Origin of the sequence: Actinoplanes sp. TBRC 11911, from assembly GCF_012933445.1 — a bacterium.
In the GTDB taxonomy this organism is placed as follows: domain Bacteria; phylum Actinomycetota; class Actinomycetes; order Mycobacteriales; family Micromonosporaceae; genus Actinoplanes.
This window is the reverse complement of the sequence record NZ_JABBNC010000002.1, coordinates 552,148-576,191: the sequence shown is the minus strand read 5'-3', so window position 1 is coordinate 576,191 and position 24,044 is coordinate 552,148. Positions and strand designations below refer to the sequence as shown.

Below are 24,044 nucleotides of genomic sequence, written 5' to 3'. Positions count from 1 at the left end.
CTTAGCGGCGACGATGATCGCCGTGCGATAGCTGATCCGGGTCGCGGCCGCCCGGCTGATGGCCGGATCACCGGAACACAGCTCGCGAAGCCGCGTAAAGGCTGCGGTGTCGCGGCACTGGGCCAAGGCGTTGGGCAGGGCGCCGCGGCGCCAGTTTGCCACGACCAGTAATGAGACCGACGGCCTGATCACGTCGGCGGCCACCGCCAGCAACAACGCGCGGAAGAACGCATCCCGCTGAAAGTCGGTCGCCATGCCGCGCTTGCTCAACCAATTTTTGGGGACGTCTCGCCAGGCCCGGCCGGCGGCCTCCACCCCGCTGGCCAGCCACCGATCCTGCCAAGAATCGCCAGGTAGCTGCTCCAGCCAGTCCAGCAGCAGCCGGACCCCGAACTGGTGCTCTCCGCGAGGCCGACCGCCTCGCAGAGTGGTGAAGGGCGCACCCGTGAGCCGCGTCTGAATCGTTTCGCGGTCGACGCAGGTCGCGGGCCAGGTCGATCCCGGTGAGCGGGCGTCCCGGCCGGGGCGCGATCGCGCCGATGGCGCGACGGTCTTCGTCTCTGCGTCGAGGCCGGTGACCGTCATGGCCGGGTCCCGAATAGCACAGCCATCGTGTCAGGCCGATAGCCCGGGGCCGGGGATATCGCCGCTCGTTGCGCGGCCGTGCGGGTGCGCTCGGCGTGGTGGGAAAGAACCCGTCGGATCACGTCCTCCTTGCGGGGCGTCAGGTAGATCTGCGTCGTGGTCAGTAGGGCGTGACCAAGTACGGACTGGACATCGGTCAACGGCAGCGCGGGATCCTCTGCCATCCGATAGGCAGCCGTGTGGCGCAGGGCGTGCAACGTCGCCGTGCTGCCTGCTGCGGCTGCCGCCCGCTCGAACATGCGGTGCGCTGCATGGTAGGTCAACGGCCGGGCCGGGCGCCGCAGCGTCCACCACAACGGCTGCCGGCGGCCCTGGGGAATCAAGCCGTCCATCTCGACCTGGTAGAGCCGTAGCCAGACGAACGCGTCGGAGGACGCCGGGAGCTGCTGCTCGGCTCGGCAGCCCTTGCGTACTACCGTAATCAGCTGCCGGCCCGGGTCGGCGCCGCCCTGCGCGATCGACAGCAACTCCGCGGCGCGCGCTCCGGTGGAGATGTAGAAAGCCACCAACGCCCGGTCCCGGTGCGAGGGCAGCCGAGCAAAGATCTCGTTGAACTCCTCATCAGGAACGCTGCGCGGGAGTCGTTTGGGCACCGTCGGCCGATAGAGCCCCGTGCGCTCCCGGCGATACGGCTCCATCGGATTGTGATGGGCATGCGCTCGCCGTCCGCGCCGGCTGCGGTCCAGCGGAAACGGATTGATCAGCGGGCCGCTGCCGACGTCGAGATGGAAGTCGTAGAACCGGCGAAGCACCGTTTCGCAATGCGCCCGCACCGACGGCGCGTACGGCTTCGGCATAGAACACGGCGCGACCTCCGCTCCAGGACGACGCCAGTGCGCCCTGGCCGGCTTGCCTGCCACCAGCAGCCATCGGCAGAAGTCGCGGGCCTCGACTCGTGTCGCCCGGTTCCAGGCAACATCGATGGCCCACAAAAACCTAAACCATCGCAGCAGATCCATCCCATACGAGCGCGCCGTCGCCGCCGACCGTCCCGCAGCCTGCAACTCCCGAAAGAACGCAGCAACCGCCTCGACCGACGCACCAAACGGATCGAGCAGTTCATATGGTTCCCACGGATCGCCAGACTCGACCAGCCGTCCGGCCGCTGGCACGACCCTCGCCGCGAGGCCCTCAGATCGGTCCCCAATCTTGTCCATGGCCATGCCAACGAGATCAGGCAGAAAGGGTTATTGAGCTGGGAAAACTCGCTCGTTAGTTCAGTCAACTAGAAGTGCGAACGAAACGCCGTCCATCGCGCTGTCTCGACCCGTTGCCGGGAGAAGCCAAGGACCTGGGCGACTGCGGCCCGTAGGTTGTCATAGCGGATCTTGCCGGTCGGGACCCCTCCCAGCGTGGTGAAGGCGTGGACGTGGCCCTCCAGGAACGCCTCGGTCCCACCGGAAGCAAGACCCGATGGACGGCCTTGCCGGAGAATGACAGCCGCAGCGCGAACAACATGCAGGTCACCGGCTCGCCGCGCAGCCAGATCGTGACCTCGCCGAAGTCGACCTCCGCTTCCTCACCTGCGCGGTGAGTCTGCGGGAAGAACACGTTGACCGGCCCGCGGCCGGCCTCCGCCCGGATCTTCGGCTTGCGGTCAGCGACGTAGCGGCGCACCACCGAATACGACACCTCGCGCATGCCGTGCTCAGCCATCAGCCGTTCGTAGATTCGGGTCACCGTGTGTCGCTGCTTGCGCGGCGCGTCCAGATCAGCGCGCAGGATCTCATCGATGACCGACTTGAACTCGTCCAGCTTCGAAGCCCGCGGCGGCATTGGCTTGCGTGGTTGCGGCCACGCCGACTGCAAAGCCGCGCGGACCGTTCGACGGCTCACCTGGTATTTGCCGGCCATCGCCCGCACCGACATGCCCGCGTGCGAATCCCGGCGGATCGCCGCGAACAGATCAACCCTCGATATCGGCGGCATCGGCGGGCTCCCGTCCAGACCCGCCGATGCTCCCACCAGCTCAGGTGGGGCCGAAACTGGCGAACATCGAATCCACCCGATCGAGATGGGCCCCGAACTGGTGAACAAACCGCAGGCTAGCCCCTATCCGAGCCGCGGAGCCCAGTGTCCGTTGCCAGAGCACCTGAACTTTGTGCCGCCGAAGGTGCTCCACACACGGTCCTTGCCGCCCAAGTTGCACCGCCGCTGGTCAAGTTGCTCCGTGGACGGTAGTTCGTCCGCCGCGAGCTTGCGCCGTGGCCACGCCGGCGAGCGCTGGCCGAACTGCCATCCAATCTGATCCGGCCTGGTCAGAGCAGTACCGATGGACCAGGTCCGATGTCAACGGACACCCAGCGGCCGAAGATCCAAAGTTCTTCCGCGAGGTCAGATCCCCGAGCTAAACGCCTCGGCCATCAAGGCCATCCGGTCCGACGGTGTGGCAGGACCGCGAGCCCCCCAGAAGCGACGACTTGCTTCCAGCAGCTCGCGTGAAACCTCACGCTGATATTGCTGGCGACCGCCGACTGCGACGAAAGCTGCGGCGATCACCTGTCCGGCGTCAGCCGGCAAATCGGCATCACCCATCGCGGGCAGTAGCAGGAGCAAGCGTTCGGCCGCGCTTCGGGTGGGATCTGGCTGATTCGCGAGGAGTACGAGGTCCCCCCATGAATACGCCGGCCCTCGGAAGTGTCCCTCGAGCGCTGCCAGCGTGATAACCGCGTCAGTGCCTGCTGGTTGCAGAAGATAGTCCCAGCCCGCGTCTTCCTCGAAGTTGCGAAAGAGCACGTAGAGCCGGTGGCCGGAAGCGAGCCGCAAGACAATGAACGGCCAACTGTCCGTGTGGTGCAGTTCCTCCGCGTACGCCTCGACATCAGCCGGATCGGCTTCGAACGCGACGGCCGCGGTTTTAGAGCCACCCACGGAGAGCAGAAACGCCGGCCAGAACAGCTCGTCCGCTATCCATGAACTGGCATCAGTGAGCACAGAGTCATCAACCGGCGGGTGGAACCCGCTCAGATAGCGCCGCAGAGACACTGCGGCAGTGTGCCAGACCGCCACCGGATCCTATACGCCGACAGGGTGGGACCCAAACGTGCGCACACAAAAACCGGCGAACGAAGGGTGGGACCAAACGATGCGACCAACCTGGGCCCGAGCACGCGCTCAGGACCACTGAGTGTTTTGGCACTCTCCTGACTTCAGGCCCTCGCGTGTGACGGCGCGACCCCACCTAGGCGGCAGTGATTGACCAGTCGTCGGGTGCCTGTCCCGCAGCGCCGAAGCTGCTCGCCCAACCGGTTACCCTGGCGGCGCTGCGGCCATTGGCCCGGTTGTACGGTCAGGACGTGCGTCGTCGTACGGCTGAAATCGTCACGATCGGCCCCTGAGCTGCGTAAATGCGGTTCGGGTTGTGCCACATCCGGTCCGCCTTATGTCGTGTGGACGGCTCGGCCTGCATGCGAAATATTCGGCCGACCGCGGGGGTCCACCAGTCACAGCGCGGATCCTGAGGCGCTGTGAGGACGGTGACGATATAAAGGACCTCGGGCAGGCGCGTACCGGACATCGCGGACGTCGTCATCGTGTCGCGACCAGGCGTGCTCGCCCAGGGGGACTGGGCGCCGAAAGCGAAGAAGGAAATGCCCGCGTCGCAGTAAAGAGGACAACGGCGCGAGGATCGTCAACACGCCGACCGCCAACCGCCGTCAGGACAGCGGCTTCACCCGTGTGAGGGATCCGCACGTCCTCCCCGATCTCGCGAGTCTGTTTGACGTTATTCGCTGGCCGCGCACGGTCCAACTCCGCAAGCCGCCGGGACGACCTCGCCAAGCGGCGCATCTGGATAGTCAATCTCGGAGACCAGCTATCCTCCTCGATGGAGCCGGCAGGTTGCAGCCAACCGGGTAGTCCTCCCAGGGAAGCCCCATCAAACATGGGGCTTCCCTGCTCGAACAGCCAGAACGCGAAGGACGAGTTTCGGCCCCGTGGCCGGTGCGGTGTGGGTCACCATTGGCGAGCGGCAAATCGCCGGTCGATGGCTGTGGTTGCCCCTGTTCGGGAGGATCGAAGGGCGGCACATGCGACGAGGACGGCGTCGAGCCCGGATTGCAGGCTGGCGATCATGCTCGGCCTGCCGCGCAGTCTCTCGCGGAAGGCACGGTGTTCGCTGATTAGCGGGTCGGCCGGTACGAGGTCGAGTTGAGCGGCTCCGTCTAACCCTGCGGTGTATTGATGCGGATTGTTTGGGTCGGCGCACCCTGTGACGAGGGTCAGTTTCGACGTGACGGTGTCGGCGGTGAGGCAGCCGTTGTCGCCGCTTACTGTGATCAGCCGCTGCGGGGTGGGACTTATCCAGCTGACGTGATGTTGGGTGATCGTTCCGTTGGTGAGTTGAGCGAGCGCGGTGAGGCTGTCTTCGTGTGGGCGCCCGGTCCGGTTGGTGATTCGGGCGGTGATGGAGCTGAACTGGTGGCCGGTGATCCATGTTGTGAGGTCAATGTCGTGGGTGGCGAGGTCGTGCACCACGCCAACGTCGGTGATCCGGCCGGGGTGGGCGCTGGTGCGGCGGGTGCTGATATCGAAGATGTCTCCGAGCAGACCGTCTTGGAGCTTTCGGTGCAGCTGGGTGACTGCGGGGTTGAACCGTTCGATGTAGCCGACGGCGGCGGGTACGCCAGCGGCGTGGTAGGCGTGGGTGAGGTGAATCGCTGCGTCGACGTTGGTGGCGAGGGGTTTCTCGATGAGGGTGGGGATGCCGGCGGTGGCGAGCTGCAGTCCGAGTTCGGCGTGTATGGCAGTCGGGCAGGCCAGTACGACGTAGTCGACGCCGCGGTGCAGCAGCTGTTCGAGGTCGGTAAAGACCGGACAGCCTCGGGCGGCTCCGTGGGGGTCTCCGGCGGGGTCGAGGGCGCCGACGAGGTGGACATCGTCGAGGTGGTGCACTGTGCGGGCGTGGTGGCGTCCCATGTGGCCGAGCCCGACGATTCCGGCGCGCAGGGTCGGGGTGGTCATGCCGCGAGCTGCCGGGGGCGAGCGTGGCGGGTGACGGAGGAGGCGATCCTGTCGAGGTCGTCATCGCGCAGCGCCGGGTGTACGGGGAGGGAGAGGACCTGGTTGGCGGCGGTGTCGGTGTGGGGTAGGTGGATGGCTGTGCGGTATGCCGGGCTGCGGTGCAGCGGATTTGGATAGTGCACGGCGGTTTCGATTCCGTCGCGTTGGAGTTGCTGGGCGAGCATGTCGCGCAGGCCGTCGTGGACGCGGACGGTGTACTGGTGGAAGACGTGCCGGACGCCTGCTTGCTCACAAGGGGTAGTAATTCCTGGAAGCCCGCTCAGGCAGCTCGTAAGCCGGGCGGCATGTCCCTGACGGATCCGGGTGAACTGTGGCAGTCTGCGTAGTTGGGCGCGGCCGATGGCGGCGAAGACGTCGCTGAGGCGGCCGTTGGTGCCGACGATGTCGTATCGGTAGCGGGTTGCCATGCCGACGTTGCGCAGCATGCGCAGCCGGTGGGCGAGGGCGGGGTCGGCGGTGGTGATCATGCCGCCTTCCACTGCTGTCATGTTTTTGGTGGGGTAGAACGAGAACGCTGCGGCGGTGCCGATGGTTCCGACCGGACGCTCGTGGTAGGCGGCGCTGTGTGCTTGGGCAGCGTCCTCGATGAGCGCGAGTCGGTGTCGTGCTGTCAGGGCGGTGAGCCGGTCCATGTCGGCGGGTTGGCCGTAGAGGTGGACGGGGATGATCGCGGCGGTGCGGGCGGTGATCGCGGCGGCGGCGGTGGCCGGGTCGAGGCAGTAGGTGTGTGGGTCGATGTCGGCGAAGACGCAGTCGGCTCCGGTGAGCCGGACCGCGGCGGCGGTCGCGGCGAAGGTGAATGACGGCACGATGACCTCGTCGCCGGGGCCGATGCCGAGGCCGAGCAGGGATAGCCACAGGGCCGTGGTGCCGGAGCTGACGGCGATGCAGTGCCGGCCGTCGACGTGTGCGGAGAATTCGTCTTCGAAGGCGGCGACTTCGCTGCCTTGCACGAGGGCGCCAGAGCGCAGGACGCGTACGGCGGCGGCGATCTCGGTGTCGTCGAGCGTGGGGGCCGCTACGGCGATCGGGGTCATCGGTTTGTCCTTCCTGCCGGGCTGACCGCCCGGCAGGAAGCATGCCGGGGCGGTCAGCGGACGGGGTGCCAGCCGTGGTGCAGGTATGCGGTGGTGCCGCTGGTCAGTGCTTCGGTGCAGGCGTGCAGTCGGCGGATCATGTGTTCGGCGAACAGGTGGTCCCACTCGTCGGGGCCGGCCAGGCGCCAGGCATTGAGTTCGTCGGATTGCAGGCGGACGTGCTGCTCTGCGGTGTGCTGGTTGATGGAGCCGCCGTCGAACAGGAAGTTCGCGAGTGCGGGGCGGCCGTCGGGTTGGGGCGGGACCCAGTCGACGACCAGCAGCCGTCCGGGGTTGATGTCGATGCCGAGTTCTTCTTTGACTTCCCGGCACGCGGCTTGCCACGGGAATTCGCCTTCTTCGAGCCCTCCGCCGGGTATCTCCCAGGTGTCGTGGCGGTATGAGGGCTGCACGAGCAGGAACCGGCCGTGTTCGTCGTGCAGGATGACGCCGGCGCCGGTGATGCTTTTCGGCAGGCTTGCGTAGTACTCGGCCGGAGGTAGCTGGGCTGGGCTCATGACGCGCGACCGTAGACCACTGCTGGCCGCATCTGCAGCCCCGCCACCCGGGATGGCCCGAACGGGTGAGCCTTTTGCGCAGGTGCTAGCCAGCGTTGTCGCTGAGCGGGTTTTGGGTGAGCACGTCACCGTGCAGGGTGTAGCGGCGTGGGCAGTGGGGGCATGTGTGCCGCTCGGTAAGGGTGTGCCCGCAGACGCAGACCCAGCCGCATTGCCGGGCGGGGTTGCCGGCGACCAGGGCGTGCGGGGCGACGTCGCGGACGACGACCGCGCCGAGGGCGACGAGCGCGTCGTGGCCGATGGTGACGCCGGGTGCGATCAGGGCACCTGCTCCCACGGTGGCACTCGCCCCAATGATGACCGGCCGGCGTTCGTAGTCGGTGTGCTGCTTGCGGCGCCCATCCGCGGTGGTGGCCCGCGGTGCGGGATCTTCCAGGAGTGCGGCGTTCGGGCTGATCATGGCATTGTCGGCGACGGTGGCCCCGAAGATGGACGCGTAGTTGCCGATCTTGACGCGGTTGCCGATCGTGCTTCCGGTGCCGACATAGGCGCCTTTGCCCAGGGTGCAGTCGTCGCCGACCTGGGCGCCGCCCGCGATCTGGGCCTGATGCCAGAGCCGGGTGCCAGCTCCGACGATGGCGCCGTCGTCGAGCATTCCGAGCGCGGTCAACGCCGGGCGTTCAGCCGAGTCGGGTGTGCCGCTGCCGGCGGTGTTCATGGCGTCGCCGAGATGCGCGAGCAGGTCGCCGATATTGGTGGCGGCGGCCAGGATCGTATCGGGGACGGGCAGGCCCGTTGCCCGTTCGACGCGTTCGGCCAGCACCAGCCGGTCGAGGGAGTCCATGCCGAGGTCGCCGAACGAGGTGGTGTCGGCAATCGGGTGTGCCTGTGGGCGGATGTTCCGGACGGCGGTCAAAACCGTCTCGCGCAGGCCAGGCACGTCAGTGGCGTCCATCGGTGGTGTCCTTCATCCGGGCGGGTAAGGCGAACAGGGCGGGCACTGCTTCGATGACCGGTACGGAGCGCCAGAGCCTGCGCAACGCCGATCCGGATGCGCAGTCGTCGTGCAGCAGCGCACGCAACGCGAGGTCGACGAATCCGGCGAGTTGCTCGGCCATCGGTGCCGGCAGGCTCGCGCCGCCTTGCAGCAGGTGCTCGAGGAGCGCGTCGCCCGCACCGTGCAGAACCTTGCTGATCTGCGGTGTGGGCATGGGCCGCAACGCCCGGTACGGGTGATCATCGAGCGCCCCAGCCGTGGTGATCTCGTCAGCGATCAAGGCCGCGATGCGGGGGGCCAGCATGATCCCGCAGCGGTAGGTCGCGGTGGCCACGAGCAGGCTCGGGTCAGCGGTACGGCCGAGCAGCGGCAGATGATCGAGGGTGTAGGGCCGGTTCCCGCTCCGGTAGCCGCGCAGCTCAGCCGAAGCGAGTCGGGCGTCTAGCAGCATGCTCGCCTCGCGGACCAGCACGCTCAGCTCATCCAGCGTCGCAGTCCGCGTGTGGTCGTGGCCGGTGGTCAGCCGGTTCGTCGCCCCCAGGTAGAGGCTGCCGTCCGCGCGGGGCACCAGGTGCGCGCCGCACGCGAATGCGGCATTCGAGGTGCGGACCACATACGGCAGACGGACGGCTGGCGTGTGCAGCACCATGCTCGCCCCACGTCCGGCCAGCACCGGTGGCAGCCCGACCGCCCGGCCGCCGTCGGACAGCAGTGACGACGTAGCGGAGCCCGCTGCTACCACGATCTGCTTGGCCCGGACCTCGCTGCCGTCGGCGCAGCGCACCCGGCCGGTGGTGACCTGCGCAGCGGTGGTGTCGTGCCACTCGGCTCGTGGATGACGCCGGACCACCCGGGCCAGGGCGTCCATGAGCGCGGCGCTGTCGATGCGGGCCTCGGTGGGCAGCCACAACGCTCCGGCGATGTCCGCCGGCGCTTGCAGCCCCGGGATCTGCCGAGCGTCGTGTTCCTCGGCGGGGTGTCCGGCCTCGCGGGCTGCGGCGGCGATCGGTGCCAGGTGCTCGTGACGGCCGGCAGGCGCCAGCACCCAGGTACCGGGCACCATGGTCAGAGCAGGAGCGTGATGGCGGCTAAGACGTTCCAGCCAGCCTGGATAGGCGGCGTGGGCGGCGAGACGCTCGGCGGTTTCGACGGCGATCCGCTGGTTGTCGTGGCCGGGCTCGATCTCCGAAAACGTTGACAGCATCGCCCCGGCGGCCCGGGTGGCCTGCCCTGCGTGATCGCCGGCGTAGGCACCGACGATGCCAACGCTCAGACCGCGCGTCAGCAGTTCCTCGGCGCAGGCCAGCGCGATGACCCCAGCGCCGACCACGGCCACGTCGTAGCGCTCAGACATCGCGGTCACCGGCACCTACCGAGGCCGCCTGCTGCGCGGGCGCGTCCGGCTCGTAGCTGACCTTGGCCTGCAGCAAGCACCGCGGGGCATCATCCGGCGAGACCGGGCCGAGCGCTGTGCGGCCGTGCGCGATGCGCTGCTGGTCGGCGATCAGCAGCTGCCCGCGCTCCAGAGCGACACTACGGGCCTCTAGCTGCAATGCGTCGGCGAAACGCTGCAACACCGCCAGGTGATCGTAATTGCGGGAGTCACCGAGCAGTTTGCCCGCCCACCGGATCCACGGCCGTCCACCATCGGCGGCGTCGGTCAGCACCGGGAACGGCAGCAGCGGATCACCGACACCCAGCAAACCGTCGGCTTGCCCCTCGAAGAACACCGGCCGACGCAGCACTGCCCGATCCGCGTCGCTGAGCGAAGCCAGCGCGGCCTGCAGGTCACCGACGATCGAGGCGCCGCCGCCGGCCGGGTCGGAACGCAGAATCAACAAGCTGGTGTAGTCCGGCACCCGCTGCACATTCGGGGCATCCACGTGCAGCGCCTGGGCACCGAGCCCGCCGAACGACGCCGCGTCACGCTCGGGCGAGGACGCCCCGCCGATCCACAACCGGCCGTCCTGCTTGATTGAATAAAACGGCCGGCCCAGCAGTGACAGCACGCCGGCCGCGGCGCGCTGCAGGTCCTCGTCGCCCAGCCGGTCCGGCAGCGCCACGATCGCCCACCCCGGGGTCGAGGCAGCCGAGCGGGCCAGCCGCCGCCCCAGCTCCGCGACCACAGAACCCGCAGCGTTCTCGGACAGCACACTGCGGGCGGCGGCCACGTTCGCCGCAGCCCACTGGTATCCCTGCATCTGCAGCGTGCACCGCTGAGCCAGCAGCTGAGCGAGACGGGTCGGCACGACAACTCGGACCGGATCCACGAATTCCATCGCGACCTACCTTCAGTAGCTCGAATGGGCGGCCCGCGCCATCGGGAATCGCGAACCAGCCTCGGATGAATCCATGAAGCCCTATGCATAGGTGTCTTCCCAGAGGTGTTGCAGGCACTGGGCGCGGTTTGCAGTCTTTGAAAATCGCTGACGTGCCTCGATCCACTCCAGCGGCTACCTTCAGGCCATGGACGCGGTTCGCCCTCTCGTCGACGCCACCCATCCGGTGTGGACATCGCCGTCGTTCCAGACAGCGGTCGAGCAGCAAAAACCGGGCTCGGTCATCCGCCAGATCCGCCAAGCAGCCCACCTGACGCAGGGCCAGGCAGGCGACCTGTGCGGCTACTCCACATCGACCATGTCGAGAATCGAGAACGGTCGTCCGCCCATCGACCAGATCGAAGTCCGCCGTCACCTCGCCCAAGTCATGAGCATTCCCCACGAATTCCTCGGACTGACTGCCCCGACACAGCGACACGAGCGTCACCCAGGCCATGGCTCACCACGCGACCCCGCCCGGCCCGCTACTGTGCCCACAGGAGGCGGTGATCCGATGAAACGACGCACCCTGCTCACCAGCGCGGGAGCCGCGACAGCGGCCATCGCAGGTCTCAGCAGCGCCAACCCGGCAACGGCGGCACCCGCTCAAGCATGCCTGGAGCAGCTCCTACTCGCGCAGAGCATGCCCGTAGACCCGCTGCCTATCAGCCGGGCCAGCGCTGACCTAGCCGCCGCGACCCGCGCTTACAAAGACGCACGATATGCCGACCTGGCGCATGCTCTGCCTCGCCTACTCGCCAGACTGCACGCCTCCCGCACAGCCACAACCGGGCACCCACAAGAATCTCTCGCCGGCATGCTCGCCCGCGCGTACGGCATCGCCTCATCACTGGCCACCAAATACGGCGACGACGCCATCGCCCTCACGATGGCCGACCGAGGCCTCACAGCAGCCCGGGAATCCGGCGACGGACTCACCATCACCGCCGCCGTCCACGTACTCGCGATCACCATGCGCCGCGACGGCCACCACACCGGAGCCCTGAACCTGCTCACCAGCACCGCCGCAAACCTCGGTGCCGACCGCAGCGACGCCACCCCTCAGCTGATCGGCGCATACGGCAGCCTGCTCTGCACCGCCGCCTACACCAGCGCCCAAGCAGGAAACACCGGCGACGCCGACACCTATATCACCGAGGCCACCAGCACCGCAGACCGGCTCGGCAACATCGTCACCCCAGGCGTCATCCCATTCAGCGCCTCCGGCGTGAACATCTACAAGATCGGCGTCTACACCACACTCGGCGACACCGGACGAGCCCTCACCCACGCCGCCGCCGTCGAACCTGACCAACTACCCACCGCCGAACGCTACGGCCGCTACCTCGTCGACACCGCCCGCGCCTGGAACCGCCACGGCCGACCCGACAAGGCCGCCCACGCTCTACTCGCCGCCGATAGCCACGCCCCAGAAGAGGTCAACCGATCCTCCGTCCGCGAGCTCGTCGCCGCTCTGATCATCGCGCCCACCGCCACCCCAGCAGCACTGCGGGAACTCGCCATAAGGATCGGCGTGCATTGAGGCGCTGCTCGTCGGCCCGGCATTGCGGCTAGCGCCCCAGCCACCGGCGAAGGAACCCCCTGCCCGCCCGCCGTTCCAACTCCTTGGTCTGCATGAGCCGCAGCCGCACCACCGTGGCCGCCAGCGCGTGGCGCAGGTCCTCGCACGCCGCGCAACTACCGCCGGCACATATCTGCGTGTGCTCGTCGGCTAGCCGCAGCACGGCCTGGCTCAATGCCGCCGCTACGAAGCCGTCCTGGTATTGCCGTCCGTTGCGGACGAACCGGTCCTGGTAGGTCGTGATCAGATCGTCAGGGACCTTGTGACGGTTCGCGGTTGTGGTGAACCGGTCAAGGATTTCCTGCATGAGGGTCATCGGCTCCACGTCCATGCCAGCTCCCCTCGATTTGCGGGCCGCACCTTCGCCCGCCCGATCACCGGTGAAAAGTCGGAGTACACCAGCTTCTCCAGTTCCCCACCGACCTGCATCCACAGCGCCGACAGGGACAGCGCGAGCCCGTTACGCAGGACCGGGGTCGCTTCGGCGAGAGCGGCCAGGTGCCGGCGCAGCACGGCGGACAGTTGCCGGGTGTGGCCGTGGGTGACCTCGCGTAGCAGAATGCCCAGCGTGGCCGGCGTATACACGCCGTCGAACAGCTTACGCATTCCGCCGGCGCGGATGACTTCCAGGTCGTCGATGCTGTCGGCCCCGGCGGCCATTCCCGCGATGATCGCGGTCAGCTTCGCGCTCGCGTTCGCCGCCCCGGACTTGATCCGCTCATCGGCGAACCGCACGTGCTCGTCCAGCAGAGCCGAAAGGCCCGTGCGTTCGGCCAGCCCAAAGAGCGGGACCAACCCCGCATGTGACACGAGATTGCCCTCGTCGAAGATCGCGCTGCCGCCGCGCCAGGCGTGAGACCCTGGTAAATAACTGGCGGAGCGATGCGTGCGCTGGTTGAAGATCGATGATCGCCCTTGCGTGCGGCGTGGCGCCATGACATGAGGAAGGGCCTCCGGTACGAGCAAAGGTGACTAAACCAGCAGCTCGACTCTGAAGGCCCAACCCTGCCGCGCTCGCCGATCACCTGCCGACCGCCCGGCCCGTACGCCGCCGGCCCAACGGCCAGATCGCGATCGTCGACGGCACGCTGATCCCGACCCGCGCCCACCGGCTGGCCGCACCCAGCAAGAACTACCGCTACTCGGCGAACCTGCAAGTCGCGATCGACGCCAACACCCGCCTGGTCATCGCGTTGGGTGAGCCGCAACCGGGCAACCGCAACGAAACCATCGTCTATCGCAGCAGCGGCATCAACCACCTACTGGCCGGACGTGAGGTGATGGCCGACGGCGGCTACCGCAGCAACCCCGAAGTGATCACATCCCGTACCGCAAACCTCGTGACGGCAGCGAACTGACGGCCTGGAAACAGGAGTACAACAAAGGCCACCGCAAAGTCCCCGCTCGTGTCGAACACGCCTTGCCCGGCTGAAGACCTACAAAATCCCGCGCGACTAGCGCCGCGCTGGATCCACCCTGGCAGTCACCGCCTCCGGAATAGCGCATCTGCACAACATCGCTCTGGCCGGCTGACCCGCGACCGTTGCCAGGCAACACCTACACCGAATTACGAAACATCGCTTAGGGCGTTACGAAAGCCGCTCGTTAACGGCTTTGTCGAGTTCTTGCAGGAAGACTTCGGCGGAATGCTCATTCTCAGCCTCTTTGTAGAGATTGAGATTGATGATGTGGGTGCCATAGCGAAGCGTGTAGCTGATTGTGTAACACCCCGCCCCTTCGGGAACGCAGTAACCGATTCCCTCGTCGGCGTGTGCGGCCATTGCCGTACTGATCGGGTCGGCACCACCGAGATGTTTACGGAGGCTTGGTCCGGGATCGTTGTATTTGAATGCATCGACCGCCTTCTTGACCGTCGGCTGAGTCTGAACGCCCTGCTTTAGTTGGAACCCAAGTTTGCCTCTCCATATACGCACAATTGTCAGGTCCTTCGAAACTTGATCGGTAACTCTGGAAGTCTCGACTGTGACGTCAAACACGTCGTCAAGGGAGCTACCCCAATCGTCCGTCCCAAGAAGCAGCGACGTTGACGCTTGCGTGTTTTGTGGCGAGCTTTGGCCATCATCCCGGGTGAGCACAAATACCCCTGCACCGACGCCTACAAGCACGACGCCTGCAAATACCGTGAGTATCGATTTCTTAAACGTCATTTGATCTCACCCGGGCCGATACGATACGCCTAGAACTTCATTCAACAGGAGTTACGTGGTAATCGTCCAGGGCACTTAGCGTAGCCATGTTGCCGCGAATCATTTGATCCAGATCGTCCCTAGTTAGCGACCGGCCGCCGGATCCAATGGTTTCGTCCGCCAAGGCTATACCCATTTGGACGGTCTGGATGTCCCCGCTGTCGGTCAGCCCCGTGCTGGAAGAGTGGACGTACTTCGCAAGCTTTCCAACGCCGGGCACGGTTGCGCCACCTGATGCACCAGCCTGCAATTCCGCTGCAGTGAATCCAATTTTCCTGCCAACATAACCATAGTGGATATTGGACCAAATGTCGAAGTATACCCGCTCGCCGGTGCCGGGGACCTCCGTGTACCGGTCGTGCTTGTCATCTGGGTCCATTCCCAACATGGCGATGATCTTGCTCTTGTGGTCCCACTTTTTCCCTGCGCCGACCAGAGCCGCCCATTGGAAAAGTGCCTCCTCCTTGAACTGAGGCAGGCCAGTATTGTGGGCAAACCAGTTCTCTCGTACGATACCGTGTACGTCGCGGCTCCTGCTGTTGCGGTTGATCTCGGCGGTCATCCAGTCGAGCATGAAATCGTACGCGCCTGGGTGATTGTGCTTACGCCGAGGAGGCACCGGAAAGTTGTAGGTACGATGCGGGTCGGTTCGTGACGGATCGTGATACGTGCTGTGTCCCGGCGCGGGCACGTTGTAGCTGGGAATCGGCGCAGTGTTGCCGTTTACGTCGGCGAAAGGGTCGGTACGCAGGCCGGTCGGATCGGAGTGCACGACCGGATTGTTGCCGGCGTAGGCGTAGCCGTTCATCTGCGGTGGATCTTTGGGGTCTACGACGGAGTCTCGGCTGATGAAGGCGCCGAGCGCCTTGTCGTACTCGCGGGCTCCTTCGTGGATTAGGCCGGTGGGGTCTTGGTCGCCGCCGACGAAAGACTTGGCGCCGGCCCAGGTCACCGCTGGCCCAATGGTGTTGCCGTACGGGTCTTGGTAACGCTTGGTGGTGTCTTGAGCGGTAGTGTCGTCGATCGCGATGGTGCTGGTGCCGTTCGGGTCGGACGTCAGGAACTGCAGGCCAGCCGCAGTACGTTGCGCTACCGTCTGGTTGTTGAAGGTGTAGTAGCGCTGGGCGGTCTTGACGCCGCTGGTAGACAGCCGAAGTTCCACGTTGCCGATGTAGAGTGTGGTGCCGGTCGGGTCGTGGGCGATCAGCCGGTTACCGTCAGCGTCGTAGACGTAGCTGTAATGGTTAGTGCCCTCGGTCAGGGTGCTGAGATGGTTCTCGGCGTCCCAGGTCAGGGCTTGCTGCCCGTCGCTACCCGGGCGGCTGCTGGTGTTGCCGGCGGCATCATAGCTGTAGCTCGCCGTTGTGCCGTCGCTGCTCGTGGTGTTGCTGACGCCGTGCGGGTGTCCGGCCTGCTGGTAGGCGGAGGTGACGGTGGTGTCGCCTGCTGTGGTGTGGGTGGTTTCGGTCAGCCGGCTGTTCGTAGTGCCGGTGACGCCGTTGCCGCCGTCGAAGGTCCACGACTTCCAGTACGGTGCCGCGCCACCCAGATTCGCCGTGGAGGGGCCGGCGTTGCAGTCGCCGTCGGTCGGGGTCCAGGCGTTGGTGAGCCGTTGCAGGCCGTCGTAACTGTAGCACTGGGTTTCGGCGGTACCGTCGGTGGGGGTGTCGGCGGCCTTGAGGATGTTGCCGTCGGCGTCGTAGGTGTAGTGGGTGTCGGCGACGATGTTCGACGGCGTGGATTTGAGCACTTTGGCCTCGGTGAGCCGGTGCGTGCCGTCGTCGTAGGTGAGCGACTGCTGCGCGAACGCCGAGGTGTTGCTGTCCGCGAATGTGGTGACCGCCGGTTCGCCGAACCGGGTGTACTGCGTCGAGAGCACGATCTGTTTGACGGTGCCACCGAAGTCCGTTTTGAGACTGAACGGAAGCGCGGTCGAGCTGTCGTAGCTGTAGTTCAGAGTCTCCGCGGCCAGATCACCGGTGGCGGGGATGGACTGCTGGTTCATCGTGCCGTCGAGGTTGTAGGTCGTGGCGAACGTGTAGCTGCCCGCCAGAGCACCCTCCGACGCGGGAATCGTCGTGGTCGTCGCAGCGGCCTGGTAGAGGTTGTTGTAGCCAAGCACTGTGCTTTTGTACTCGTTGGTGCCGACGAAGCGGCTAGACGACGTCGGTTGTCCCTTGGCGAGGGTGTCGTAGGTCCAGGTCGCCAGTTTGGTGCCGGTGCCAACGGCGCCTTGCCATTCCGCGGTCTTACGGCCGAGCGGGTCGGCGTAGCCGGCGGGCAGGGTGTAGTCGTAGGACAGCGTCTGGTTCCTGGCATCGGTGGTGCTGGTGACATCACCGGCATCGTTGTAGCTGGTACTGGTGGTGCCGGTGTCCGGGTCGGTACTGGAGATCTTTCGTCCAAGCAGGTCGTAGCGATAGCTCCAGGTGTTTCCGGCCGCGTCGGTGACGCTGCTCTGTTCGCCCTTCTCGTTGAACGCGTACTTCGTTGACTCGTAGGAGCTGCCGGTGATGCTCGTGCCCGGGTAGCGGCGCAGTTCGATCGTGCGGCCGAGCGCGTCGGTGATGGTCGAGGTGGGCGTGCCTGCCGATGGCGCGGTCGCGTCGGCGGCCGGGGTCACGTCGGTGTGATCGCCGCCGTAGGCGGTGGTGGTGTGCCACTGGGTGAAGCCGTTGGACACGAACGCCGAGCGAATCGCCCGTCCCGCGCCGTCGTAGGTGGTGAGGGTCTGGGCCGGGATGTTCTGGTCGATCGGCGCCGGGAACAGCGTGGTCCCGGGATTGTCGGAGTTGTAGTAGGGGCCGCTTTCTTTGACCGTGTCGCCGAGCGAGTTGTAGAAGGTGTCGGTGATGGTGCGGCCACCGCCCGGTGCGAGTTTCTGGGTCTGGCGTTGCCGCAGCAGCCCGTCGTAGAGGGCGTAGGTCGGCACGTAGGTGGACAGGGCGTCGAGTTCGTTGGTGGTGACGACCGACGGGGCGCTCTGGCCGATCTGGTAGCTAAACGTGGCGTTCGCGGTCACGCCAGCGGCTTTGGATCGGGTCGGTGTCCAGATGGCGGTCTGCCGGCCGAGCGGATCGTAGGTGGTATCAGTGCGTTTATTGTTCTCGTCCACCTCACCGGTGGTCAGCCCGTAGCCAGGAGCGATCTCCTCGGTCGTGGTCCACCCGAGGGGATTCTTCGTGGTCTTCTGCGAGGTGACCGGACCGCCAGTAGCAGGCGTGTAGGCGGTCAGGGTGTGGTCGCCCCGTACGTCGGTGGCGTCGGTGACCCGGCCGTAAGCGTCGTAGACGCTGGTGGCGGTAGTCAGCCACGTGATGCTCGAGGATGTCCAGGCTTTGGCGGTCTGTTCTGTGGTGATGTCGCCCTTGGTCGGTGCGGTGCCGTAGGCCTGGCCGTCGAAGCTGTTCTCGACGTCGGAGATCACGTCATCTTGCGATGCCGGTGTCGTGCCGCACGGTTTGGCGTATTTCTGGGTGCGGCCGACGGTGTCGAGGATGTTGGCGCCGGTGTTGCGGTTGTAGGTGGTGATGGTGCAGGTGTCGTCGGCTGGCTTGGTGATGTCGCCCTTGTCCCACACCTGAGTGGGCATACCGAACGCGTCCAGGGTGGTGTCGGTTTCGGTGCGTTGCGGCGCCCGTCCGCCGTCGAGGTCCGTACGCGAGTGGGTGGCGGCGATCGCAGTGCGGTAGGCGGAGACGGTGACACCGTTGGTGGTGCGAGTCGCGACCGCGGCGGACTTCCACGGGTCGTCGATCTCGCCGCTGACCTCGGCGCCGCCGGGCCCGTTGAAGGTGATCGTCTCGCGCTTCATGCCCGCGTACGCATTGTCGTCATCCACCTTGGCGCCGGTGGAGTCGGTGACCTGCACACTGCGGGTACCGGAGGAGGTTTTATCGCCGTTCATGCCCTGGAAGTAGTGCACCGTGGTGCTGGTCTTCGTGTCACCAGTGTCACCGACGGTGGTGGTCACGGTGTCGTAGCCACGGAACTGGCCCCACGTCTTGCGGGACACCGGCACGAGGCCGTTGTCCTCGTCATAGTGCCAGGCCGGCTTGCCATAGCTGTACGTCGTCAAGACCCGGGGTGCGCCGCCGGTCTGGTCGTTTTCCGAGACCACGGTGACCCGGTATTTGTTGAACCAGTCGATGCGTGGACTGGTCTCTCCCGGCCGAGTCCAGAGGACTGGATAACAGCTCGAAGTGTTTGCATCGGGCGCCGGTGTCGACCCGGCCACACACTCCCGCCCGGAATAGGTGACCCCGATCAGATCACCGGTCTCGGTCAGGACGGACGCGATGCGCCACCAGTTCATCGGCGCGGTCTGGTCGGTGCCGGTGTCGACACGGTTGGCCATCTGGATCCCGGTGAACTGCACGTCCGGCAGAGTCGCGGTGCCGCCGTACAGACCGGTGTGCGAGATCGACGACAACCACAGTCCGGCGCGGGTGCTGTCACCCGGGTCTGGATATGTCTGGTGCAGCGTCCACTTCTCCACCGGCACGTACGCGCTGGTCGAGGCATTCCACACCGAGGTTTGCACGGTGTCGAGCCGCTTCTGGGAGAAGAACGTCGGCGAGAAATCGGAGCAGGAGGTGGTCGAGGTGCAGGACTGGTCCCACGGCGTGTCCGGCCAGTTCGACGGGGTACTCGACACGCAGGTCGACCCGGCGGTCACACACCGGTCCGCGGTGGTGAAGTCGACCTTGTACGGGGCCTTGACGCTCAGGTCGCTGTCCTTGCCGCCGGTGTGTTGGTCGGTGCCGTAGTCGATACGGGTCAGCGTGCCGCCGCGGGTGTAGGTGGAGATCGAGCTGTTGGTCAGGTTCCGGGCGTACTTGTTGGTCTCCGGCGTGTACCACATCGACATCGTCACGCCGTGCGTGTCGACCACGTAGTCGAGGTTCCACTCCCACGCCTGCATGCATGACGCGGAGGCAAACGTCGCGTTATAGCATGGTTCGCCCGGGTTGTTGCCGAACACCGGAACCGTATAGGCCGAGTTGGTGGTCGGGTTACCGGTGGCCCACCCGGCGATGTGGTTGAGCCCGAAGAAGTACTGGGTGCCGTCGCTGGTGGTGACCTTCCAGTACTCGCCGTCGTTGTCGCCGTTGCTGGCCCCGGTCAGCAGCTCGACCTTGGAGCCGTCGTCGTCCTTGAGCGACCAATGCCCGTCGCCGTCGTCGCGGATCAGCTCGCCGGCATGCCCGGGCATCGACAGCGTCGCGTTGTTCGTGCCCCAGCACAGATCCCCGGTCTTCTTCGTGTTCGTAGCTGTACCGCCCACATCGTCGGAACACGATTTGAAATTCCGCTCAATCGACCCAGGCTGATAGCTGAACCCCTCACCAACCCAGCCCGGCTGATTGTTCGACGCGGCCATCTCCCCGTCGACCGAGGTCGACGAGTAGTTCAGCGCAACATCCGGCTCCGGGCCGCCCTGCGCGGGCGGCACCCGCATCGGATACGACCAGCTGAACTCCCCGGACTGGTCACCGCCGGACCAGGTCGACGAAGCTTTCAGCGGCGTCGCGGTGAAATCGCCCGCATCACCCGACGGGCCGGACGTCAAGGCCAGCGTGGTCGCGCCGGTCGCCGCCAGGCCGACCGTCGCGGTAATCGTCGAAGCCGCCGAGTCGTTGTGGAACGGCAATGAGATCGGCTGACACGAAGCAGCACCTGGACTGGTAGCCGCGCAATCTGGGAGCTGGACCAGACGCAACCTGCTCGACCAGTCCGCACCATAGGCGGCCCGGAACGTTTTGTAGTTCACCGCAAGGTTGATCTTGCCGGTCTTTGTCTGTGACGGCACGACTGACCTTGATCAGCATGTCCTGGTGAGCCTTCACGGCCGCGTCATGGCCGAGAACATCAACGCGCACCGACGACGGGGTCGCGGCCCGCTCGCTGGCCGACACCGTGGCCACCGCACGCCCCGGCGTAACCGGAGCGTCCACGGTGACCGTCGTGCCGGTCACCGCGACCGCGTGCCGACCCGACACGGCAAGCGCGGCGCTCGTTGACACCGTGTTAGACGAGGCTTTCGGCCAGGTGACAGCGGGCGCCGCCTTGAGTGCTGCGGCGGCTGCCGGGTCGGGCCGTCGTTTCGCAGTAGCGCGTTTCGGGCCGGGTGCGACGCTGCGTGCCTTGGGTGCGGTGAGTTTGGCCGGCCGTGATTTGTCGGCGAATGCGGGCTGGGCGCCCACGACCCCGACCGACAGTGCGGCCGTGAGTACTGCGGTGAGTAGTGCGCGGCCGGTCCATCGGCGGCGCGATCGTGCAAGGGGCACAGCAACCTCCATCAGCGGTGCTGGGGGCAAGGGGAAGGTCACTCGGCGTCGGCGTCGACGACGTAGGGGTCGTTGAAGGTGTAGAGGTTGCTGATCTCGGTCGGGTTGAGGACGCCGTTGAACAGGCCGAGGTTGTCGATGCCGCCGTTCCACAGGTAGCCCTGTGCGCCCTGCAAGAGGCCACCGCCGACCACGACCGGGCCGCTGGCCTGCCATGGCGTTCCAGAAAGGGTTTGCGTGGCTTGTGCGACACCGTTGAGGTAGAGGGTGAGTTGCCGGGTCGTGGCGTCGAACGTGGCGATCAGGTTGACCCACTGCCCGACGACCGCGACCGTCGGCGATTCGGCGACCGTGGCGGCGGGTGCCGTCGCGTCTGAGACGTGCATCCAGAAGTCGTAGTGGTGGTCGACGCCGAGCCCCAGTCCGAAGTTCGCTGAGAGGTTGCCACTCTGCGATACCGCGTTGACGAAGCCGCTGGGCAGCGTGGCCGGGTTGATCCAGGCCGAGACGCTGAAGGAGCCGTCCGTGCGCACCGAAGGATGCGCGGAGATCCCATAGTCGGGATCAGCCGAATTCAGCACACTCGCGAGGGTGCCGCCGGTGTTCGGCGGGTTCATGTCGTCGATCCCGAGCTGCGGGCTTCCCGTCCAGGTCAGCGGGTTAGCCACGACATCTTTGTGATCCTCGCTCGGATCGATGCCCAGCGGGAACTGCGACGCCCAACTCGACGCGCTCAACGCCGCGATGTCAGGGGCGTAAGCGACCCGGTCCCACACGCGCACGTCGGAGATGTCACCGGTCCAGAAGCCCTGCGCGGTGTCGTTGTAACGGGCGCGGCCGATCACCAACGGCCCGGCGGCGTCCCACAACGGGGCGGCCAGCGTCGCAGTCTGTTGCAGCACGCCGTTGACGTACAGGCTGATCTGCCCCGCCGAGCGGTCGTAGACGCCGGCGATGCTGCTCCACACCCCAGTCGGCGCGTTCGCAGTCGACACGGTCCGGGTCGAGGCGACCGTGCTGCTATCCGAGGCGATCACGTCAAAGGTGAACTTGCCCTGGAAACAGCCCAGATAAAAGCCGGAGGTGTGCACACCGTCCTGGCCCACCGCGTTACCGCACGCCGCGGTGCCGGTCGGGCGGACCCAGGCCGCGACCGCGAACGAGGTGTCGGTGTGAATCGCCGGGGTGGCGGTGATCGTCGAGGTGGTGCCGTTGAAATGGGCGACCTTGTGACCGATCTGCCGGCCGTCCGCCGTCCACGTCACATCGGTGGCGTCCCCGTCGTGCCCGCCGCTGCTGGTGTCGGTGCCGTCACCGTCGAGTGTCCACTCCCCCGCCGACTGATCCGCGGTGTTTACCAGGAAATCCGCGCTGCCCATCGCCGACACCACCCCTGTTGCGGTGAACGCGAACGCTTGCAGGGTGTTGTCGCCCTCCACCGGCGGCGTGTACGAGACCGTCACCGGGGCGCCACCCGTGGTAGCCGCCGTTTGCAGCGGGCCACCCGACGACGGGCCCCACGTGTATTTGACGACCTTCGCCACCGTCGCTGCGTCGCCGGCCGCCTGGATCGTGAACGAACCAGGTCTGCCGACCCCGCCGTGCAGCGCGTCATCGTCGGGGTAGACACCGTCAGCCGACACGATCGACGGGGCCTCGGGAACGGTGTTATCCACCTTGAAGAAGCACGTCACGGTCGCCGACGTGTCCGTGCCGTCGGAAACCTTCACACTCCACGAATAGGTTCCCCCGGAGGGGATCGCCGAGGCCGGAATGCCACTGGTCAGTTTTTGGCTCGCCCCGCTGGCCACATTGGTAAACGAGGTTGTCAGCGTCCCACCGCCGGCCTTGGGATAGGTGAACGAGACCGTCGACTTGTCGGCTTCGGCGTCGGTCACCGTCACCTGCGGCACCGGATTGTGTGCCGGGTCGCCGATCGTGGCCAGTGCCGGTGCCGCTGACGCGCTGCTGGCGCAGGTAGCGGCGTCGGTGTGCAGGTTACTCAACACTGGTGCCGTGTTGTAGGTGACCGACAGATGCGCGCCGCCCGAACCTGAGGACTCGTCGAACTTCTTCCACCCGTTCGACCCGTCGCCAGATATCGCCTCGCTCGCGGCCCGGAGACCGAAGGTGATCGTCGCGTTGCCGGTGGCGGAGTTCACCTCCGACGCGAGCGCGGTGCTGCTCCACTCGGAGTGCACGCCAGGCGCGTCGTGGCAGTTCTGGTTCGACACATTGACCAGCGATGAGCCACCCCACGCCGGGGCGTTCAAGTTCCAGGTGGTGTTCGTGCCCAGTGTCTGCGTCACATGATGCAGCTCAGTCTGGGTGTCGCTGCAACTCCACGAGTGCAGCAGGTCATCGGAGAACGTGGACGAGGTGACGTGCTTGCCCTTCCACGCCGAGGTGGAGAACTGAAACAGCGACCGGTACATGTCCACCCCGGTGCCGGCGTTGCCCACCTTCGCGTGATCCGAGCGGTCGAAGTCCCAATACTCCTGGGCCGGGTGACCTTCGTTGATCATCGTCCACGAGCTGCGTAGCGGCGACGACGACTTCGGGTCGATGTAGACCGGGAACGTCGTCGCCGGATCGGAAAGCATGCTCTGCTCGGGAGTCACGACCAGCGTCGTTCCGTCCATCGTGGGCGTAAGCGGGAGCAGCGTTGCGCCCGAGCCCGGGCCGTCGAAGGTGGACACGGTCTCGGACTGGACGTCCTCGGCCGGCATCGACGCCGACACGGGAGTCGCAGGCGCGGTGGAATCCCACATCGCCGCCGGGCCGATGTCGAAGGCGGCGGTGACCGCGTCCTCCGGCGAATCGTCATCTTGGTGCAGGTGTGTGGGTGGAACAGCCGCGCGTAGCTTACTACGACGGCACGCAGCCGCGAATCTGGGACCAGCCGCCTGAACAAGGATCCCTGCCAGCGAGACAGGCCCAACACCTCGCCACCGTACTGGAGCAATTCACCACCACCGCCGATGACTGCTACTACGCGGTATGGGACGGCTTCAGTGCTCTCGCGGTCCCCACCGACGGGGTCGCCACCATGCAACTGCCCCTCACACGCACCATGGTGCTCTACGAGGACCACTGGCCGACACCGCAACGGTTCGATGACATCGCCCCAATCGAGCAAAGCCCCAACCTGTGGTGGCCCGCCGACCGGACCTGGTGCATCGCCACCGACATCGACCTCGACAGCAGCTACATCGGCGGCAGCGAAACCTGTATCGATACCATCTTCGGCGAACCGTCGCTGGAACAACCTTCTCCAGGTCGGACGTCGGCACCCAGAACCACACCGACCGGGTCGCCGTCCGCTGCACGTTCACCGCGACCAACTCGCGGGCCGCAGCCTTGATCACCAAGTCATCGAACCGCTCCAG

General features: G+C 66.2%; 17 protein-coding genes and 2 pseudogenes. 3 read left to right on the top strand and 16 right to left on the bottom strand.

The genetic code is table 11. The annotated features are described in order from the left end of the window. The 10 genes from HH310_RS05770 to HH310_RS05725 all read right to left on the bottom strand — a co-directional run. On the bottom strand, window positions 1-585 hold a 585-nt coding region (locus tag HH310_RS05770), incomplete at its 3' end, for a hypothetical protein (RefSeq protein WP_211191729.1). After that, complete coding sequence (locus HH310_RS05765; protein ID WP_211191728.1) at window positions 582-1,808, bottom strand: tyrosine-type recombinase/integrase; 1,227 nt, start codon at window positions 1,806-1,808, stop codon at window positions 582-584. The genes HH310_RS05765 and HH310_RS05770, both read right to left, overlap by 4 nt. Window positions 1,809-1,866: 58 nt before the next feature. After that, window positions 1,867-2,499 carry a hypothetical protein gene (locus tag HH310_RS05760; RefSeq protein ID WP_211191727.1) on the bottom strand — a complete coding sequence of 211 codons (633 nt, stop codon included), beginning with the start codon at window positions 2,497-2,499 and terminating at the stop codon, window positions 1,867-1,869. A gap of 480 nt (window positions 2,500-2,979) precedes the next feature. Beyond that, window positions 2,980-3,630 (bottom strand): hypothetical protein, encoded by a 651-nt coding sequence (locus HH310_RS05755; RefSeq protein ID WP_169174308.1) that lies wholly within the window; start codon window positions 3,628-3,630, stop codon window positions 2,980-2,982. A gap of 969 nt (window positions 3,631-4,599) precedes the next feature. Beyond that, the gene (locus tag HH310_RS05750) at window positions 4,600-5,607 is read right to left on the bottom strand and encodes a Gfo/Idh/MocA family protein (RefSeq protein ID WP_169174307.1); all 1,008 of its coding nucleotides are present in this window, start codon (window positions 5,605-5,607) and stop codon (window positions 4,600-4,602) included. Beyond that, window positions 5,604-6,704 (bottom strand): DegT/DnrJ/EryC1/StrS aminotransferase family protein, encoded by a 1,101-nt coding sequence (locus HH310_RS05745; RefSeq protein WP_169174306.1) that lies wholly within the window; start codon window positions 6,702-6,704, stop codon window positions 5,604-5,606. Before HH310_RS05745 ends, HH310_RS05750 begins: the two co-directional genes overlap by 4 nt. Window positions 6,705-6,757: 53 nt before the next feature. Continuing rightward, a complete protein-coding gene (locus tag HH310_RS05740; protein WP_169174305.1) occupies window positions 6,758-7,261 on the bottom strand; it encodes an NUDIX hydrolase in 504 nt (167 codons plus the stop codon). Window positions 7,262-7,346: 85 nt separating this feature from the next. Further along, entirely contained in the window at window positions 7,347-8,216 is an 870-nt protein-coding gene (locus HH310_RS05735) for a phosphopantetheine-binding protein (protein ID WP_169174304.1), read from the bottom strand. Further along, entirely contained in the window at window positions 8,203-9,612 is a 1,410-nt protein-coding gene (locus HH310_RS05730; RefSeq protein WP_169174303.1) for an FAD-binding oxidoreductase, read from the bottom strand. The genes HH310_RS05735 and HH310_RS05730 overlap by 14 nt, the downstream gene beginning before the upstream one ends. Continuing rightward, the gene (locus tag HH310_RS05725) at window positions 9,605-10,537 is read right to left on the bottom strand and encodes a TauD/TfdA family dioxygenase (RefSeq protein ID WP_211191726.1); all 933 of its coding nucleotides are present in this window, start codon (window positions 10,535-10,537) and stop codon (window positions 9,605-9,607) included. Before HH310_RS05725 ends, HH310_RS05730 begins: the two co-directional genes overlap by 8 nt. A gap of 187 nt (window positions 10,538-10,724) precedes the next feature. On the opposite strand from HH310_RS05725, the gene HH310_RS05720 reads away from it, so the two are divergent. Then, window positions 10,725-12,119, top strand: a complete 1,395-nt coding sequence (locus HH310_RS05720) for a helix-turn-helix transcriptional regulator (RefSeq protein ID WP_169174302.1) — start codon at window positions 10,725-10,727, stop codon at window positions 12,117-12,119. 28 nt (window positions 12,120-12,147) lie between these two features. On the opposite strand, the gene HH310_RS05715 is transcribed toward HH310_RS05720, so the two are convergent. Together HH310_RS05715 and HH310_RS43575 are read right to left on the bottom strand one after the other, a co-directional pair. Beyond that, window positions 12,148-12,489: a hypothetical protein gene (locus HH310_RS05715; RefSeq protein WP_169174301.1), complete on the bottom strand. Its 342-nt coding sequence runs from the start codon at window positions 12,487-12,489 to the stop codon at window positions 12,148-12,150. A gap of 134 nt (window positions 12,490-12,623) precedes the next feature. Beyond that, window positions 12,624-12,989: pseudogene (locus HH310_RS43575) on the bottom strand (IS1380 family transposase); the annotation flags it as partial. A gap of 209 nt (window positions 12,990-13,198) precedes the next feature. Between HH310_RS43575 and HH310_RS05705 the strand changes: the two are divergent. Continuing rightward, a pseudogene (locus HH310_RS05705) lies at window positions 13,199-13,691 on the top strand (transposase family protein); the annotation flags it as partial. Window positions 13,692-13,747: 56 nt separating this feature from the next. On the opposite strand, the gene HH310_RS05700 reads toward HH310_RS05705, so the two are convergent. The 4 genes from HH310_RS05700 to HH310_RS05685 form a co-directional block, all read right to left on the bottom strand. After that, window positions 13,748-14,326 (bottom strand): hypothetical protein, encoded by a 579-nt coding sequence (locus HH310_RS05700; protein WP_169174299.1) that lies wholly within the window; start codon window positions 14,324-14,326, stop codon window positions 13,748-13,750. A gap of 37 nt (window positions 14,327-14,363) precedes the next feature. Then, complete coding sequence (locus HH310_RS05695; protein ID WP_169174298.1) at window positions 14,364-19,937, bottom strand: RHS repeat-associated core domain-containing protein; 5,574 nt, start codon at window positions 19,935-19,937, stop codon at window positions 14,364-14,366. Then, window positions 19,915-20,571 (bottom strand): hypothetical protein, encoded by a 657-nt coding sequence (locus HH310_RS05690; protein WP_169174297.1) that lies wholly within the window; start codon window positions 20,569-20,571, stop codon window positions 19,915-19,917. The genes HH310_RS05695 and HH310_RS05690 overlap by 23 nt, the downstream gene beginning before the upstream one ends. Before the next feature lie 122 nt (window positions 20,572-20,693). Continuing rightward, window positions 20,694-23,384 (bottom strand): LamG domain-containing protein, encoded by a 2,691-nt coding sequence (locus tag HH310_RS05685; protein WP_169174296.1) that lies wholly within the window; start codon window positions 23,382-23,384, stop codon window positions 20,694-20,696. Window positions 23,385-23,500: 116 nt separating this feature from the next. Between HH310_RS05685 and HH310_RS05680 the strand changes: the two genes are divergently transcribed. Beyond that, window positions 23,501-24,019 (top strand): hypothetical protein, encoded by a 519-nt coding sequence (locus HH310_RS05680; RefSeq protein WP_169174295.1) that lies wholly within the window; start codon window positions 23,501-23,503, stop codon window positions 24,017-24,019. The last annotated feature ends 25 nt before the right edge of the window (window positions 24,020-24,044 follow it).